Here is a 15,090-nt window from a genome sequence, read left to right on the forward strand (position 1 = left end):
TCCGACAAAAATACTCGGCGATTGCCCCTCGCCCCTGGTTGGCGGCCCTATGTTGGCATTGGTATCTATACAACTGTGGTGCGACCAGGATGTTGGATTCGACCGAGTACATATCCATTTTTGCGGTAATGGCCTCCTATGGTTCCGCCTGACGGCGGCTCACTTTTGAACAGCGCAAAAGTAAGCAAAACGCTCTTACCCCACCACTCGGCACCTCGCTTAGGCTCGGTGTGCCCAGGATCAAAAGCCAGAGCCAGAGCCAGAGCCAGAGCCAGATCAAAAGATTGCTGACTTCGTCAGCGTCTTAGGAAGTAGAAGCTACACCGCGCATGCCCTAGCGATCAGGTCGGCTCTAAGGCCGCCTCGCTTTGTTTTTGATCCTGGGCGCCCCGTTAACCACGCTGGCCGTACTTCGATATTGATTTGGGGGGTAAACCGGCAGGACGCCGGTTTAGCCGCACTGGGCCAGGGAGGGCCCATTGCGGCGGCCCCCCAAATCAATGTCGGAGTACGGGCATGCCGAGCCTAAGCGAGGCACCGAGTGGTGGGGGTAAGAGCGTTTTGCTTACTTTTGCGCTGTTCAAAAGTGAGCCGCCGTCAGGCGGAACCATAAGTGGCCGTTACCGAAGAAATGGATATGTACTCGGTCTAATCCAACACCCCAGAGGCCCACAGGTGCAACGTCGCACCACAGTTGTGTAGATGCCTATGCCTATGTTGGGACAGCAAACAACCCGCTATAGTCGGCGCAGCCCCCCCCATACACAGGAGATGCCCGGCATGGATCAATCACGTAAAGCGCTGTTCGACGGTATCGCCCAGGCGCTGGGTCATCGTTTTGACGGTGAAATGCGCATTGGCGGCAACTACGTGCCGGTGGTGCAAAATGGCGATGAGGTGTACATCAGCGGGCAGATCCCACGCATCGACAATACGGTAATGGTGGTGGGCCGCGTGGGCGCAGAGGTGTCGCTGGAGCAAGGCCGGTTGGCCGCGAAGATTTGCACGATGCGCGCCCTGGCCATTCTTACGCAGCAACTCGGTGACCTGGAGCGGATCGACAAGATCCTGCGCATCAATGTCTACGTGCGCAGCGCCGAAGACTTCACCCAGCAAAGTGAAGTGGCGGACGGCGCCTCAGAGGTGCTGTACGGGATTTTCGCCGACGCTGGCGTGCATACCCGCACCTCGGTGGGGGTGTACCAGCTCCCCAAGGGCGCCGCGGTCGAAGTCGACATGATCGTCGCACTCAAACCGCTCGCGGCGCCGCTGGATGAAGACTCGATCAGCGATTGACACCCTCAGGGGCAGCAGGTCGCGCCAGCCGACTGGGCGACCTGGGGCAGGCGCGAGCCGAAGTACAGCGCCGCACCGATACCCACGGCGCCCATCACGGCACAGAAAATCACGCAGATCCATGGGCTCCACGGCATCAGGCCGATCAGCAACAGCGGTGTGATGCTGGCCCAGATCGCGTAGGCAATGTTGTAGGTGAAGGAAATCCCCGAGACGCGAATCCGTGCCGGGAATAGATTGACCATCACCGACGGCACCGCGCCCACCACCCCACAACCGAGACCGGCAATCGCATAGGCCAGGCCGATCCACTGCGCTGCGCCAATCAGGCTGCTGTAGAGCACGCCGATGCCCAGCGGCAACAGCAGGCTATAGAGCATTACCGTACGCCAGGCGCCGATCCGGTCGACGATCAACCCGGCAATCACGCAGCCGATGTTCAGGAATACGATGCCCAGGCTACTCAGCGCAAAGGTGTGGCTGGCGGTCATGCCGAAGGTTTTCTGCATCATGGTCGGGGTGATGACCACGAAAGTCACCACGGCCGAAGTCAGTACGCAGGTAAGGATCACCGCCGGCAACATCGCCAGGCGGTGCTCACGCAGCACCGTGCGCAACGGCAACTCGACGTGCAGCTCACGACTGGCCTGCATCGCCATGAACACTGGAGTCTCGTTGAGCCAGCGGCGCAGCCACACGCCAAGCACGCCGAACACCCCGCCCAGCAGGAACGGATAACGCCAGGCGTAATCGAGGATCTCCGCCGGGGTAAAGGCCTGTGCCAGCAAGGTCGCGGTCAAGGCGCCGATCAGGTAACCGAACGTCAGCCCTGCCTGCAGGAATCCCAGGGCGTAACCGCGGTGACCGGCAGGAGCATGCTCGGCGACAAACACCCAGGCACTCGGCACTTCCCCACCGACCGCGGCGCCCTGGAACACTCGCAGCACCAGCAGCAGCAAGGGGGCGAAGTAACCGATCTGGGCGTAGGTCGGCATGATGCCGATCAGCAGGCACGGCAGCGCCATCATCAGGATGCTCAAGCTGAAGACCTTCTTGCGCCCCAACCGGTCGGCAAAGTGCGCCATCAGGATGCCACCCAGCGGCCGCGCCAGGTACCCGGTGACAAAGATCCCGAAACTCTGCAGCAGGCGCAGCCATTCGGGCATTTCCGGAGGGAAGAACAGTTGGCTGAGGGTCAGGGCGAAAAACACGAAAATGATGAAATCGTAGATTTCCAGCGCCCCGCCCAGTGCCGCCAAGCCCAGGGTCTTGTAGTCAGACCGGGAGAATGGCGCAGGTCGAGTGTCGGCAATGGCAGTCATAAACAGGCTCGAAATTAGGCAAAAAATCGCGGCGCCCATGGTCTACGCAAATGCGCTCCCGGACAACCCGTTACACCTTAGTCGCAAGCGCATAAAACACCACTGGCGCAATGATTTCGATAGCGCTGTAAGTCATGGCTTACAGTAAAAGTCGTCACTATCCCCTGTCAGGCCTGACAGTAGACGATGTGTGTCATTTGCGAGACGCTTGAGCAACACTCAAGCGTTGCAGGGCAGACAGGATGCCCCGTCTACGGCTGTCGCAGGCTTGATCCAGGCAGGGATGTCTATGAACCCCCAGGTCAATGCCCAGTCTTTGGCGAACGGATGCATCTACCCTTTCGAGGGGCTCAGCCCCAAGCAGGGCTACCCGTCCATGGCCGACTTCATTGTGGAGTCCGGCCATGGCGCAAAAAACCGCGGCGTCATGGCCCTGCGTCACTATCAGCGGATTACCCGAATGTGCCGGGTCTCCGGACAGTTGGTCCACGCCCCGCAGTTGCACAGCGTCCAGTTAGCGGTGGGCATTCACGTCTATGACCCCTACTTCTGTGGACGACTGCGCCACTCCTGCGACCCCAATGTCTTCCTCGACATGAGCGAACTCTGGCTATGGGCGCTACAGGACATTACGCCAGGCAGCCCACTGTGCATGGACTATGTCAGCACCGAAGCCAGCGTGTTGCGCCAGTTTGCCTGTAAATGCGGCTCGCCCCGGTGCCGTGGCTGGATCACCGGTTACGATGAACAGCCCAGCGCCGAGGGGCGGCTTTTCCTGCAGCAATGGCATCGCCATAGCCTTTGCTGAACGCCTACCTGGGAAGTGCTAGATGGCACCCACCGGACGCAAGCGATACTGCGGCGGCAGTTGCTCGAAACCACTGATGGTGGCGTTCAGGCTCTTCCAGCGGCCATCCTTGATGCCATAGATGCAGCCGTGGATCGACAGGCTTTGCCCGCGATGCCAGGCATTTTGCACGATGCTGGTATGGCCCACGTTGGCCACTTGCTGGATCACGTTCAGTTCGCAGAGACGGTCGACCCGCTCTTCTTCAGTCGGCAATTGGGCCAACGCTTCGCGGTGCTCGTAGTAGAGGTCGCGGATCGAGCGCAGCCAACCGTCGATCAGCCCCAACTGACGGTCCTGCATGGACGCCCGCACCCCGCCACAGCCGTAATGGCCGGTGACCAGGATGTGTTTGACCTTGAGCACGTCGACCGCGTACTGGATCACCGACAGGCAGTTGAGGTCGGTGTGCAGCACTACGTTGGCCACATTACGGTGCACGAACAGGTCGCCGGGCAGCATGCCGACGATCTCGTTGGCCGGCACGCGCGCGTCGGAGCAGCCGATCCACAGGTATTCAGGCGTCTGCTGGCGGGCCAGTTTGGCGAAGAAGTCAGGATCTTCCTGCTTGATCGCATCAGCCCAGCGCTCGTTGTTATCAATCAGATCTTGTAATTCGTTCATGTTCTGAAGCCTCAAGAATGATGCGCTGGTTTGACACCCCAGCATGCGCCGGGGTCACGCCGTTATTAGGGCAAATGGCTTGGAATCTTCAAGGGTAGCGCCTGTCCACCCTATAAGCCCCACATTATGAGGATTTGCCATGACTGATTCACGACGTCCGTATGGCGCGGTACAGCCCGAGCCCATCGACGACAACGAAGACCGCATGGGCTCGATGCGTGAACTGGACTTCGACGAGGAGCCCTCCAGCGCCATTATTCGCGATGAATTACCCGAACACCTGCGCAAACCACCCGTGCCGCGCCAACCTGCAGCCGAAGCGGGGATGCACGAGACTTCGGCCGATGACGACGAATCCACCGATGATGACCTGACCCCGGGCAACCTGATTCGTGAAGACGGCGCACGGGACGCCCAGGACGTCGGCGAAGGTGATCAGGCCGACTGGGACTTGAGCATTGTCGATGAAGACGAGATTGGCGGCGGCAATGGCCTGGATGAGGCGGAGCTGGCGCGGCGCGATCCGGTCGACGGCAATCGTTAACACGCTTGCGCGGGCGAGCATCAGGCTTGCCAGCAAAGGTCGAACGGCTCAGTCGACCAGGGTACAGGCCATGACCACGGCGTCTTCACGCCCACCGACTGCCGGGTAGTAATCGCGGCGGCGCCCCACTTCGTTGAAACCATAACGTTCATACAGTCGGAAGGCCGCGCGGTTGCTGTCGCGCACTTCGAGGAAGCACTCACGTGCTTGCGCCTTGTAGGCAATCGACATCAGGTGTTCGAGCAAGGTCAGCCCCAGGCCGCGCCCCTGGTTTTCCGGCTTGACCGTGATATTGAGCAGGTGCGCTTCATCGAGGATGATCTGCACCACCCCGTGGCCCACCTGTTGCTGCCCCTCGAACATCAGCCAGATCTGGTACTTGCCCAGGCCATCGAGAAAGATCCCGCGGGTCCAGGGATGGCTGAACGCCGCGTATTCGATCTTCAGTACTGCGTCCAGGTCGGCTTCGGTCATCGGGCGGAACGATACAGCGTCACTCATTTGATTCTTTCCAGCGCGCCATCAGCCGACGCATGGCTTGCCAGACATCAGCCTTACGCTGTGGCTCTTCCATTAATAATTCCAGGCCAGGCAGCGCCCAGACCGACCCCAGGCCTTCGACCTGAAGTTCGCGATTGTACGCTTGCGCATCCGCCTCGCCGGCAAACCGCACAGCCGGCAGCCCCACCAGCCACAGACAGACACAGGGTTGATCTTCCAGGCGCGCCGAGACAAAGCCCTGGACGAAATCGCGCGCCGCTTCCGGCCCCTGATCCATGGTGCCCCGCGCCAATAGCGGCCAGCGCACCGGCTCGCCGACGATCTGCGGGCTGTCCGGCAGGCCGGCGGCGCGCAACATGTCCTTGAGCAGCAGGTAGGCCGGGTCGCGCGTCTGGAACGTGTCGCCTGTGGGTAACTCCACCAGCAGCAGGCAACGGCCCGCGCGCAACAGTTGCAGGGCAAACCGCGGTGGCGGCACGACCGGGGCCTTGACCACGGCGGGGGCGGCTTCTTCCTCGACCTTGGCATTGGTCCGGGTACTGGCCAGCGATGGGCGCGGCACTTCGATCCGCGGGCGCGCGGCGGGGGCGGTTACCGGCTCGACCGCGACGGCGACCTTGGCCGCTGGCACAGGCGCAACGCCCGGCACTGGCGGCTCGGCGACCAACGGCTCAACCAGCTCCAGCAGCTCGGGCCGCGAAGGGGCGGCAAAGGGCAATTCGGTGCGCGGCAGCCAGTTGACCACCTGCATGGCAGTCAAATAAGCGCGGCGACGGGACTCGATTAGCAAAGGTCGGCCACTTGTGGATAACTTAAAGTGCAGGGATTCTACCGCCCTTCGCCGAAGATCGCCCGCAGTAGAGCAGAGAAAAACGACAGTCCGTCCCGTCGATCTGCCGAGGGGGATTCCCATAGCCTGCGATGCAGTACAATCGCTGCTTTTAATCGCCAACCAGCCGGCCAATCCAATGATCGAACCCAAGCGCGTCTTGCGCGCCCTCGCCGAACACTGGGCACTCCTGGAGCCACTGTGTGAGCATTTCGACCAAGGCACCCTGAGCCTCAACGAACTGCGCACGCAACTGGCCGCCCAGCAACTGGACAGCACGCCACAGGACATCACCAGCCTGCTGGACGTGTGGATCCGCCTCGACATTCTGGTTCCGGTGGCAAAAAGCCCGAACCGCTTTGAACTGAACGCGCAGATCCACGACTTCCTGGCTTACCTGCGCCGCGAGCACCGCTTGGGCCTGTGCCTGGAAATCGAAGCCTACCTGCGGCACCTGGAGCGGCTGGCCGGCTACATCCAAGACGCATTCGATATTCGTGATGGCAACGACCTGGCGCGCCAGTTGCGCTTGCTCGACATGCGCGTACGCGACGTGTTGAAAAAACTCGCCAACGACGAACAGGCCCTGGTGGCCGTCGCCGAGCGGGCCAAGACCAGCGACCGGCAGATTCCGTTGCGCCAGCGTTATGCCGAAGTACTGGCGACCTGGGACGAGTATGTCGAGCCGATGATCCAGTTGGTCAACGCCGACGGCGCCTTCGAACAAGGCGTGCGCAAGGTCGAGAACGTCCTGCTGAAGATGCTCACCGAGCAGCAGCGCCTGGGCCATCTGGTCGACGACGACATGCTCCTGCGGACCCACGCGCGCATCCTCGAAATGCAGACCAGCGCCCAACTGACCCTGCGCCACGCCCGCGAGTTGTTGCTGCCGCTGCGCGAAGAAGCCCGCCGGCACAACGCTGTGACCCGTGGCGCGGCACTGGCCCTGTCGATGATCCGGCGCAAGGGCATCGATGCGGTGCCACAAGCGGCGATGCCGATGTTCACTCGCCCGCAAAGCACCTTCCTTGGCAGTGCCAGCCAGGTTGAAGCCTATGTCTACGCCCTGGCACGTTTCGAGCCAAAGCCTGCGCGTTTCCCCAAGGCCCACAAAGTCCAGACCGGCGAAGCCCCGCGTGCGCCACGCACGGTTCGGGAAATGCTCGAGCGCTGCGAAGACGCCCTGCCGATGCCAGACCTGATGACCTGGTTGTTGGAGCAGGAACCGGATGGCGCGACCGACGAGCTGCTGTATTGGTTCTCGCGCCTGTCGCGGGAAAAACGCTTCAAGCGCGAGCGCCTGGAACGCCGCGATTACCACACTCACGAGCATCAGGTCAGCCTGCGCTCCTTCGCCCTGCTCTCGGCCGGCACCGATGCCAGCGAGAATTCTGCGAGCATTCCCCATGCATCTTGATCTTTCCGAACTGTCTCAGCTGGCGCCGATCTTTCGCGAGCTGTTCAAGGGTTATCACGTCAGCCGTCGCGATCCTGAGCTGTACGCACAGTTGTCGAACTTTCAGGACCAGTACCGCACCTTGTTCCGCGCCCTGGGATTTGAACTGGTGTGCGATACCCGGGGCTTCTACTACTTCGTTCCGGACCTCGCCGCAGCGGCCGTGAACAAGACTGCCCAGCGCCTGGCGTTGTTCACCTTCATTCTGGTCGAACACCTGGCCGACCAGGGCCGCGACCCGATCGCCGTGCTCGACGGCGGTAGCCTGGGCCGCGATGAACTGCCGTCGTTGCTGGAAAAATACCGCGACCTGTTCATCCAGGCTGAAGTGCAGACCGTGGAAGAGCTCGAAGAAAAGATCATGCGGCGCATGACCCAGCTCGGTTTTGCTGGGGAAGAGAACGGCATCTACCGCTTCCTGCCACCGATGCACCGCTTCCTCGACGTCTGCCTGTCGGTGCAACAGGACCGCGACCTGGCCGCCAGCCTGCACAGTGTGCTGCCACTGCCGGCGCCGGTGCTGATTGACGACGACAGCGACGAAAAACTGCTGCAGACCGATGACCCGCTGGACCTCAGCGACTTCGCCGAAGACAGTGAAGAAGACGCCTTGGCCCGCGCCATTGCCGAAGAACAGGAGCTCGACGCATGAGCAAGGAACGCTACGGCATTCGCCGCTTTGCCCTTCTGAATACCGCGGGTTACAGCCTCGGCCTGTTCCCGCTGGAAGAACCGCTGTCGGTCTACGGGGCGAACAACCTGGGCAAGTCCGCCTCGATCAACGCCCTGCAGTTCCCGATCCTGGCACGCATGTCGGACATGAGCTTCGGCAAGTACAGCCTGGAGCAATCGCGGCGCTTCTACTTTGCCTCCGACACCAGCTACATCCTGGTGGAAGTTTCGCTGCCACACGGTCCACACGTGATCGGCGTGGTTGGGCGTGGCCCCGGCGGTGGTTTTGGCCACCAGTTCTTCGCCTATGCCGGCAAGCTGGACCTGGCCCATTACCAGAAAAACGACACGTGCCTGCGCCAGAAAGAGTTGTTCAGCAACCTCGAACGCGAAGGCCTCAAGGCTTACGAGCTCAAGCCGGATGAACTGCGGCGCCTGCTGGTGGGCGGCCACACGTCGATCCCGCTGGACCTGACCCTGATTCCGCTGCGCTCCACCAGTGAGCAGAGCCTGAAGACCTTCCGTGCGCTGTTCATCAACCTGCTGCACATGCGGGAAATCACCGCGGCCAAGCTCAAGCAACTGTTCCTCGATGCCTTCGAACACAGCCTGCGTTCCGGCAGCGTCGATTACATCGCCGCGTGCGAAGAAGCCTTCCGCGATGTGCGCCGCATGGAGCAGGACTACAACTCGCTGGTCACCGCCGGCCCCTTGGTCGAAGCCCTATCGGCAGGCGTGACCCAGCGCAATATTCTGCGCGGCAAGTTGCACCGCATCTCGCCGCTGCTCGATTCCCTGCTGGGCACCTGGTCGGACTACGCCAGTGCGCGCAAGGAAGAATTGACGATCCAGGCCGAGCACTACCGCAACGAGCAGGACGCCCTGCAAAACGATCAACGCGGCGGCACCCAGGAGCTGATGCGCCTGGAACGCGAAATCACCGGCATCCAGCGCTGGCTCGGCGAGTTGTCGGTGCTCAAGCATCGCTTCGCGTTGGTCGAAGACGTCAAAGTCCTGGAGCAACAACTGCTGGCCGCCAAGGATGCGCACGATGAACTGGCCGGCGCGCTGGCCCAGTCCCGGCAGTTCAGTGCCGAAGACCTGGAAGAGCGCCTGCGGGATCTGGAAAAGCGCCTGAAGTCGGTCAAGCAGCAACTCGATCACGCCGACAACAACAGCTACGCGCGCCTGCGCGAAGAGTTTTCGCAACAGGACGTCGAACGCCTGATGCGCCTGTTCAACAGCGCATTGTTCAGCCTGCCGCTGGGTGAGCATGGCATTACGCTGGACGAGGACGGCCAGTGGGTCAAATCCCTGGAGCTGATCCTCGACGGCTTCAAGGGTGAGCGTTTCGAAGTACCGGGGCTGTCGATCGACATTTCCCACATCGAACCGCCCGCCCTGCAAGCCCTGGCTGACCGTGCCGCGTTGCGCGACCAGAAAGAACGCTTGGACAAAGAACTCAAGCAACTGAAAACCCAGCAAGCCGTCGCCGCGGACCGCGCTGCCAGCAAGACCCAGACTGAAGCGCTGTACCAGCAGGTGCTGGACGCGCAAAAAGCCCTCGAGGACTTCCGCCGCGCGCAAACCCTGAGCGCCGAAGAAGGTGACAAGCTCGAGCAACTGGCGCAGATGGAAGCGGCCCAGGACGAATTGAAACGCTCCAGCGATGCCTTCACTGAGCGCGTCCAGCAACTGTCGGCCAAGCTGCAACTGGTCGGCCGGCAGATCGGCGACATGGAAGCCAAGCAACGCACCCTCGACGACGCCCTGCGCCGCCGTCAGCTGCTGCCGGCCGACCTGCCATTCGGCACGCCGTGCATGGACCCGATCGACGACTCCATGGACAACCTGTTGCCGCTGCTCAATGACTACCAGGACAGTTGGCAGGGCTTGCTGCGTGTCGACGGCCAGATCGACGCCTTGTACGCCCAGGTTCGCCTCAAGGGCGTGGCCAAGTTCGACAGCGAAGACGACATGGAGCGTCGCCTGCAACTGTTGATCAACGCTTACGCCCACCGTACCGACGAAGCCCTGACCCTGGGCAAGGCCCGGCGTGCGGCCGTCACCGACATCGCCCGGACTCTGCGCAATATTCGCAGCGATTACGACAGCCTCGAGCACCAGTTGGCGCTGTTCAACCGCGAGATCAACAAGCGCCAGGTGTCCAACCTGCAAAGCTTCCGCATTGTCCTGGCGCCGAACAAGGAAGCCCTCAAGCACATTGACCAGATCATCCACAGTGCCGGTCAGTATGAAGAAGGCGAAACCCTGTCGGTGTTCGACCTGAGCCAGAGTGCCGAGCAGGACAACAAGAACGAAGAGGCCAAGGAGTACCTGGCGCGTCTGGTGGCGGCGAACCACAACCAGCTCGGCCTCAAGGACCTGTTCGAGCTGGCGTTCGAGATCACCAAGGTCAACGGTCAGCCAGTGATCCACACTGACATCGATGGCGCCGCGTCCAACGGCACCACCATGACCATCAAGGCACTGACCAACATGTATTTGTTGCTGCACTTGATGGACCGCGACCAGGCCGGGCGTGTGCGCCTGCCGTACTACCTCGACGAAGCCGCGGACATCGACGAGAAGAACCAGGCCGCCCTGCTGGAAACCAGCCTGCAGTTGGGCTTTGTGCCGATCCTCGCCAGTGTGAAGCCACAGGTCTGCGCCAGTGTGGCGATTGACCTGGAAGGTGGCAGCGGGCCGAACGGTATCTACATCGACGAGGCAGACTGGAAGTACATCCGTCGGCATGACGAAGTGAAACCGGCGGTCAGCGTCGAGTCGACCGAAGCCGAGCTGGACGCCGTCTAAATGCTCTAGCGGTGGATAAACAAAAAAGGCCGCGATCCATTGGATCGCGGCCTTTTTTGTACAGCGGGTTTGACTTACTTGCCGAGGGAGATCTTCGGCGCCCACTCCAGCCACTCGTCTTCGAACTTGTCGAACAACGGGAAGGTCTGCTGCGGCCGCGCCGGGTTACCCATGCGCTCACCATCCGGAGTGGCAAAGGCAACGCCGCCCTGGATCAGCGTTTCCAGGGATTCGGTGCGTACGGTCGCGCCCTTGAACAGACTGTAATCCAGGCCAAAACCGCTGGTATTCCAGAAGCGCGTGCCGCTGCGTACCAATGGCGCGTACTTCGGCTCGATGAGGATATGGATCAACACCCGATCCGCGGTCTGCCCCAGTTCGTAACCGGTGACCTTGCCCACGGTGATTTCCCGGTAAGTCACCGGCACCCCGGTTTTCAGCGAGCCACGGCGCGCGGCACTCAGCACCAGGCTCAGGCCTGCCTCTTGCGCGGTGGCTTCGGGTGGCTGTGGCAGGGCAACGAAGTTCTTTTGCGGGCCGAGGTTTTTCACCGCGGGCTGCACTTCGATGTACTGCCCGGTCACCAGGGTTTCCAGGTTGGAGGTCTTGATCAGGCCTAACTGCGGCTTGACCACCCAGAACTGGCTGCCTACCCGGGCAATGCGTTCCGGCACGACGGTGATACGCGCAGTGAGCAGCACCGATTGCAGGTCGTCGCTGAGGTCGACGTCTTCCACCTTGCCGACGTCCAGGCCTTTGTAGCGAATCGGCGTGCCATTGCGCAGTCCGTCGCCGCGGTCGAGCTTGAGGGTGACCACGGTGCCTTTCTCCGTCGCCTCGTCATGGCTGGTGAACAGGCGGAAGCGCGGAATACGCTTTTGCAGCGGCGCCTTGGCTTCCGGAGTCTCGAACGCAATACCGCCGGCCATCAGGCTTTGCAGGGACTCGCTCTTGACCTGGATCCCGCCGGTGAGACCACCGGTGAGGGTGATGCCGCTGGCATTCCAGAAACGCGTCGAAGCGTTGACCAGGCCTTCGTATTCCTTCTCGATGTGCACGCCGATGACCAATTGCTTCTTGGTCCGCGAGAACTGATAGCTCTGCACCGAACCGACCTTGACCTGCTTGTAGAGAATCGGGCTGCCGACCTCCAGCGAGCCGAGGTTCTCGGTGAACAGCACCAGGTGCAGGCCCGGGGAGCGCAGGTCCAATGGCGGCGCCTTCGGCCGTGCCTCGAACTCGCGCTTGGGTGGGCTGCCCTTGTCACCCGGACGCACGGCGATGTAGTTACCCTTGACCAGGGCTTCGAGCCCGGTGATACCGGCCAGGGAGATCGACGGCTTGACCACCCAGAACTGCGTGCCATCGACCAGGTAATCTTCAGCCAGCGGGTCGAGGGTCAGTTCGGCGGTGGCGCTGGACAGGTCGGAGTCGACCTTCAAGGCCTTGAGGTTGCCGACCTGAATGCCTTTGTACATGACCGGCGTACGACCGGCTTGCAGGCCTTCGAAGTCGCTGAGTTTGACCTTGACCCGGATGCCGGCCTGGGCCGCGTCGAAGTCTTCATACAGACGGAACGGCAGGCTCGGGTCGGTGGGCGGGCTGTCCTTGCGGTTCTCCGGCGTCGCAAAGGCAATACCGCCGGCTACGATGCTGGCCAGCGATTCGCTACGTACCTTCACACCCGACAGGTTGGCGTCGATGCTGATCCCGCTGGCATTCCAGAAGCGCGTGTGTTTGCGCACCAGGTTGGCGTAAGTGGGCTCGATAAAGACCTTGATCTCGACGGTGCTCTGGTCCTCGGACAGCAGGTAGCTCTTCACCTGACCGACCTGGATCTGCTTATAGAACACCGGGCTGCCACGGTTCAGCGAGCCCAGGCGTTCGGCCTTGATGGTCAGGTGCAGACCCGGCTTGGAGTCCGACAGGGGCGGCTCCTGGGCAAGGGCCTTGAACTTGCGGGTAGGTTCGCCCTCACCCGGACTGATCGCCACATAGTTACCCGAGACCAGGGTTTCCAGACCGGTGATACCCGCCAGGGTTACGCTGGGCTTGACCAGCCAGAAGCGCGTGCTGGTCTTGAGGTACTGCTCGACGTCCTTGTTCATCTCGACCGTGGCGATCACCCCACGGCTCTTGCCTTCATCATCGAGCGCCAGGCTTTTGACCTTGCCCACCGACATGCCTTTGTAGACCACTTCGGTCTTGTTGGCCTGAATGCCTTCACCGCTTTCGAAACGGACCTGGACCTGGATCCCGGTCTCGTTATAGGCACGCCAGCCCAACCACCCACCAATCACCAAGGCGATCAGGGGCAACACCCAGATGGCCGACCAGTTGGAAGCCGGTCGGGTTTTAGCTTTAGGCAAATCAGTCATGGTCGTCGTCCGACTCCGTGTTATCCCAAATCAGTCGGGGATCGAAAGTTACTGCAGCAAGCATTGTCAAAATCACCACACTGGCGAAGGCCACTGCACCGAGATTGGCCTCGATGGTGGCGAGCCGACCAAAGTTGACCACTGCCACCAGAATCGCGATGACAAAGATGTCGAGCATTGACCAGCGGCCAATGAACTCAATGAAGCGGTACATCAGGATGCGTTGCCGCGCGGATAAAGGCTGGCGGCGCTGCACCGAAAACAGCAGCAGGGCGATGCCGACAAGCTTGAAGGTCGGTACCAGGATACTGGCGACGAACACCACGGCCGCGATGGGGAGCATCCCATGCTGCACCAGGGTGATCACGCCGGACATGATCGTATCGCCCTCCCCCTGCCCCAAGGCGCTGACCGTCATGATGGGCAACAGATTGGCGGGGATATACAGAATCGCGGCGGTGATCAACAACGCCCAGGTGCGCACCAGGCTATTGGGCCGGCGGGCATGGACCATCGCGCCACAGCGCGTGCAGGTCTGCTCGTCGGTGTCGGGTTCCTGTTTGTTCAACTGATGGCACTCAGCACAGATCAGAATGCCTGCATCAATCGCCCGCATGAGCATCCTCCCCGGATAACGCTTCCCAGATCTGGTGCGGTGACATCACCACTTCAAGCCAGACTTGAACCAACAACAAGCTGATAAAACACCCCAGGCCCAAGCCAATGGTGATGGACGCCAGGTCAGCCAGTTTGACGATGGCCACCAGCACCCCCATCAAATAAACCTCGAGCATCCCCCAATCACGCAGGTGGTGATAAATGCGATACAGCAGCAGGCCGTAGCTGCGTCCGATGTCAAATCGAATGCTCAACAATACCAATAACTGACAGAGCAGCTTGAGCAGGGGGATCCCCATGCTGCACAGGAACACCACCACCGCCACGCCTTGCATGCCAGTATCGAACAGACCGACAACACCGCTCCAGACAGTGTCGTGTGACGTCTGTCCGAGTAGATTGAGTTCCATGATTGGTAAAAAGTTCGCAGGGACGAACAGCAGCAGCGCAGCGATCACCAGGGCGAGGCTACGCTCCACGACATTGTGCCGATGAGCGTAGAGCTCATAACCGCAACGCGGGCATAAGGCTTTCTCGTCATGAGCGAGGTGTGGCTTGCGCATCAGCAAGTCGCATTCATGACACGCCACCAAGTTGTCCAGCGGTAAATCTGACAGCCCGTAGGCGTCAACCGGATCTGGCATAGAGGGCTCTGATTGTGAAAATAAGGGCTCTATTCTAGTGTTCTGGCTGAGAAATAACTGTGCAATTTTGTGTCGATCCTGCAATGAAACTTTCTCGCGGACAAAAACAAAACCCCTACCTGCATACGCAGATAGGGGTTTCGGAATTTAATCTTGACGATGACCTACTCTCACATGGGGAAACCCCACACTACCATCGGCGATGCATCGTTTCACTGCTGAGTTCGGGATGGGATCAGGTGGTTCCAATGCTCTATGGTCGTCAAGAAATTCGGGTACTGAGTCGTGGCCAGACGGCCTCGCTTCAGCAAATTGGGTATGTGATAGCTTTCGGTGTTGTGTGCTGCTTTGAGCAGATTCGAACTTTCGGTTCGTTTCGTCTTCACACACCGCAATCTGATGCTCTTTCGAGTAATCAAATTGCTTGGGTGTTATATGGTCAAGCCTCACGGGCAATTAGTATTGGTTAGCTCAACGCCTCACAGCGCTTACACACCCAACCTATCAACGTCGTAGTCTTCGACGGCCCTTCAGGGGACTCA

Annotated in this window: 13 protein-coding genes and 2 rRNA genes; 6 read left to right on the plus strand and 9 right to left on the minus strand. The window is 60.8% G+C overall.

Annotated elements, in window-relative coordinates; genetic code table 11:
- Positions 1-780 precede the first annotated feature (780 nt).
- Entirely contained in the window at positions 781-1,296 is a 516-nt protein-coding gene (locus CKW24_RS15345) for a RidA family protein (RefSeq protein WP_095169024.1), read from the plus strand.
- Between the two features lie 5 nt (positions 1,297-1,301).
- Here CKW24_RS15345 and CKW24_RS15350 read toward each other — a convergent pair whose 3' ends face one another.
- Positions 1,302-2,618, minus strand: a complete 1,317-nt coding sequence (locus tag CKW24_RS15350; RefSeq protein WP_095169038.1) for an MFS transporter — start codon at positions 2,616-2,618, stop codon at positions 1,302-1,304.
- Positions 2,619-2,901: 283 nt separating this feature from the next.
- On the opposite strand from CKW24_RS15350, the gene CKW24_RS15355 reads away from it, so the two are divergent.
- Positions 2,902-3,426 carry an SET domain-containing protein-lysine N-methyltransferase gene (locus tag CKW24_RS15355; RefSeq protein ID WP_177440655.1) on the plus strand — a complete coding sequence of 175 codons (525 nt, stop codon included), beginning with the start codon at positions 2,902-2,904 and terminating at the stop codon, positions 3,424-3,426.
- Between the two features lie 18 nt (positions 3,427-3,444).
- Here the strand turns inward: CKW24_RS15355 and can are convergent, their stop codons facing one another.
- Positions 3,445-4,089 (minus strand): carbonate dehydratase, encoded by a 645-nt coding sequence (can, locus tag CKW24_RS15360; RefSeq protein WP_095169025.1) that lies wholly within the window; start codon positions 4,087-4,089, stop codon positions 3,445-3,447.
- Between the two features lie 139 nt (positions 4,090-4,228).
- Here can and CKW24_RS15365 point away from each other — a divergent pair, with 139 nt between their 5' ends.
- Positions 4,229-4,633, plus strand: coding sequence for a serine kinase/phosphatase (locus CKW24_RS15365; RefSeq protein ID WP_095169026.1), 405 nt, complete (start codon positions 4,229-4,231; stop codon positions 4,631-4,633).
- Between the two features lie 48 nt (positions 4,634-4,681).
- Here the strand turns inward: CKW24_RS15365 and rimI are convergent, their stop codons facing one another.
- Together rimI and CKW24_RS15375 are read right to left on the minus strand one after the other, a co-directional pair.
- Positions 4,682-5,134 carry a ribosomal protein S18-alanine N-acetyltransferase gene (gene rimI, locus CKW24_RS15370; RefSeq protein ID WP_095169027.1) on the minus strand — a complete coding sequence of 151 codons (453 nt, stop codon included), beginning with the start codon at positions 5,132-5,134 and terminating at the stop codon, positions 4,682-4,684.
- A complete protein-coding gene (locus tag CKW24_RS15375; protein WP_095169028.1) occupies positions 5,127-5,885 on the minus strand; it encodes an energy transducer TonB in 759 nt (252 codons plus the stop codon). The genes rimI and CKW24_RS15375 overlap by 8 nt, the downstream gene beginning before the upstream one ends.
- Positions 5,886-6,102: 217 nt before the next feature.
- Here CKW24_RS15375 and mksB point away from each other — a divergent pair, with 217 nt between their 5' ends.
- The 3 genes from mksB to mksF are packed head-to-tail and all read left to right on the plus strand — an operon-like array spanning position 6,103 to position 10,908.
- Positions 6,103-7,380 (plus strand): Mks condensin complex protein MksB, encoded by a 1,278-nt coding sequence (gene mksB / locus CKW24_RS15380; protein WP_177440657.1) that lies wholly within the window; start codon positions 6,103-6,105, stop codon positions 7,378-7,380.
- A complete protein-coding gene (gene mksE, locus CKW24_RS15385) occupies positions 7,370-8,071 on the plus strand; it encodes an Mks condensin complex protein MksE (RefSeq protein WP_095169029.1) in 702 nt (233 codons plus the stop codon). The genes mksB and mksE overlap by 11 nt, the downstream gene beginning before the upstream one ends.
- Positions 8,068-10,908, plus strand: coding sequence for an Mks condensin complex protein MksF (mksF, locus tag CKW24_RS15390; RefSeq protein WP_095169030.1), 2,841 nt, complete (start codon positions 8,068-8,070; stop codon positions 10,906-10,908). The genes mksE and mksF overlap by 4 nt, the downstream gene beginning before the upstream one ends.
- Before the next feature lie 74 nt (positions 10,909-10,982).
- Here mksF and CKW24_RS15395 read toward each other — a convergent pair whose 3' ends face one another.
- The 5 genes from CKW24_RS15395 to CKW24_RS15415 all read right to left on the minus strand — a co-directional run.
- Complete coding sequence (locus tag CKW24_RS15395; protein ID WP_095169031.1) at positions 10,983-13,286, minus strand: PqiB family protein; 2,304 nt, start codon at positions 13,284-13,286, stop codon at positions 10,983-10,985.
- Positions 13,279-13,902 (minus strand): paraquat-inducible protein A, encoded by a 624-nt coding sequence (locus tag CKW24_RS15400; RefSeq protein WP_095169032.1) that lies wholly within the window; start codon positions 13,900-13,902, stop codon positions 13,279-13,281. The genes CKW24_RS15395 and CKW24_RS15400 overlap by 8 nt, the downstream gene beginning before the upstream one ends.
- Positions 13,889-14,548: a paraquat-inducible protein A gene (locus CKW24_RS15405; RefSeq protein WP_095169033.1), complete on the minus strand. Its 660-nt coding sequence runs from the start codon at positions 14,546-14,548 to the stop codon at positions 13,889-13,891. Before CKW24_RS15405 ends, CKW24_RS15400 begins: the two co-directional genes overlap by 14 nt.
- A gap of 151 nt (positions 14,549-14,699) precedes the next feature.
- Positions 14,700-14,815: ribosomal RNA gene (gene rrf, locus CKW24_RS15410) — 5S ribosomal RNA — on the minus strand.
- Between the two features lie 168 nt (positions 14,816-14,983).
- Positions 14,984-15,090, minus strand: a 23S ribosomal RNA gene (locus CKW24_RS15415); the annotation flags it as partial.

Origin of the sequence: Pseudomonas sp. Irchel 3H3 (genome assembly GCF_900187635.1) — a bacterium.
Taxonomy (GTDB): domain Bacteria; phylum Pseudomonadota; class Gammaproteobacteria; order Pseudomonadales; family Pseudomonadaceae; genus Aquipseudomonas.

Bases quoted from the DNA above. Each gene is read 5' to 3' on its own strand.
- CKW24_RS15350 (WP_095169038.1), bottom strand. From the start codon at position 2,618: ATGACTGCCATTGCCGACACTCGACCTGCGCCATTCTCCCGGTCTGAC.
- mksE (WP_095169029.1), top strand. From the start codon at position 7,370: ATGCATCTTGATCTTTCCGAACTGTCTCAGCTGGCGCCGATCTTTCGC.
- mksF (WP_095169030.1), top strand. From the start codon at position 8,068: ATGAGCAAGGAACGCTACGGCATTCGCCGCTTTGCCCTTCTGAATACC.
- CKW24_RS15375 (WP_095169028.1), bottom strand. From the start codon at position 5,885: ATGCAGGTGGTCAACTGGCTGCCGCGCACCGAATTGCCCTTTGCCGCC.
- CKW24_RS15400 (WP_095169032.1), bottom strand. From the start codon at position 13,902: ATGCGGGCGATTGATGCAGGCATTCTGATCTGTGCTGAGTGCCATCAG.
- CKW24_RS15405 (WP_095169033.1), bottom strand. From the start codon at position 14,548: ATGCCAGATCCGGTTGACGCCTACGGGCTGTCAGATTTACCGCTGGAC.
- CKW24_RS15395 (WP_095169031.1), bottom strand. From the start codon at position 13,286: ATGACTGATTTGCCTAAAGCTAAAACCCGACCGGCTTCCAACTGGTCG.
- rimI (WP_095169027.1), bottom strand. From the start codon at position 5,134: ATGAGTGACGCTGTATCGTTCCGCCCGATGACCGAAGCCGACCTGGAC.
- can (WP_095169025.1), bottom strand. From the start codon at position 4,089: ATGAACGAATTACAAGATCTGATTGATAACAACGAGCGCTGGGCTGAT.
- CKW24_RS15345 (WP_095169024.1), top strand. From the start codon at position 781: ATGGATCAATCACGTAAAGCGCTGTTCGACGGTATCGCCCAGGCGCTG.
- CKW24_RS15355 (WP_177440655.1), top strand. From the start codon at position 2,902: ATGTCTATGAACCCCCAGGTCAATGCCCAGTCTTTGGCGAACGGATGC.
- CKW24_RS15365 (WP_095169026.1), top strand. From the start codon at position 4,229: ATGACTGATTCACGACGTCCGTATGGCGCGGTACAGCCCGAGCCCATC.
- mksB (WP_177440657.1), top strand. From the start codon at position 6,103: ATGATCGAACCCAAGCGCGTCTTGCGCGCCCTCGCCGAACACTGGGCA.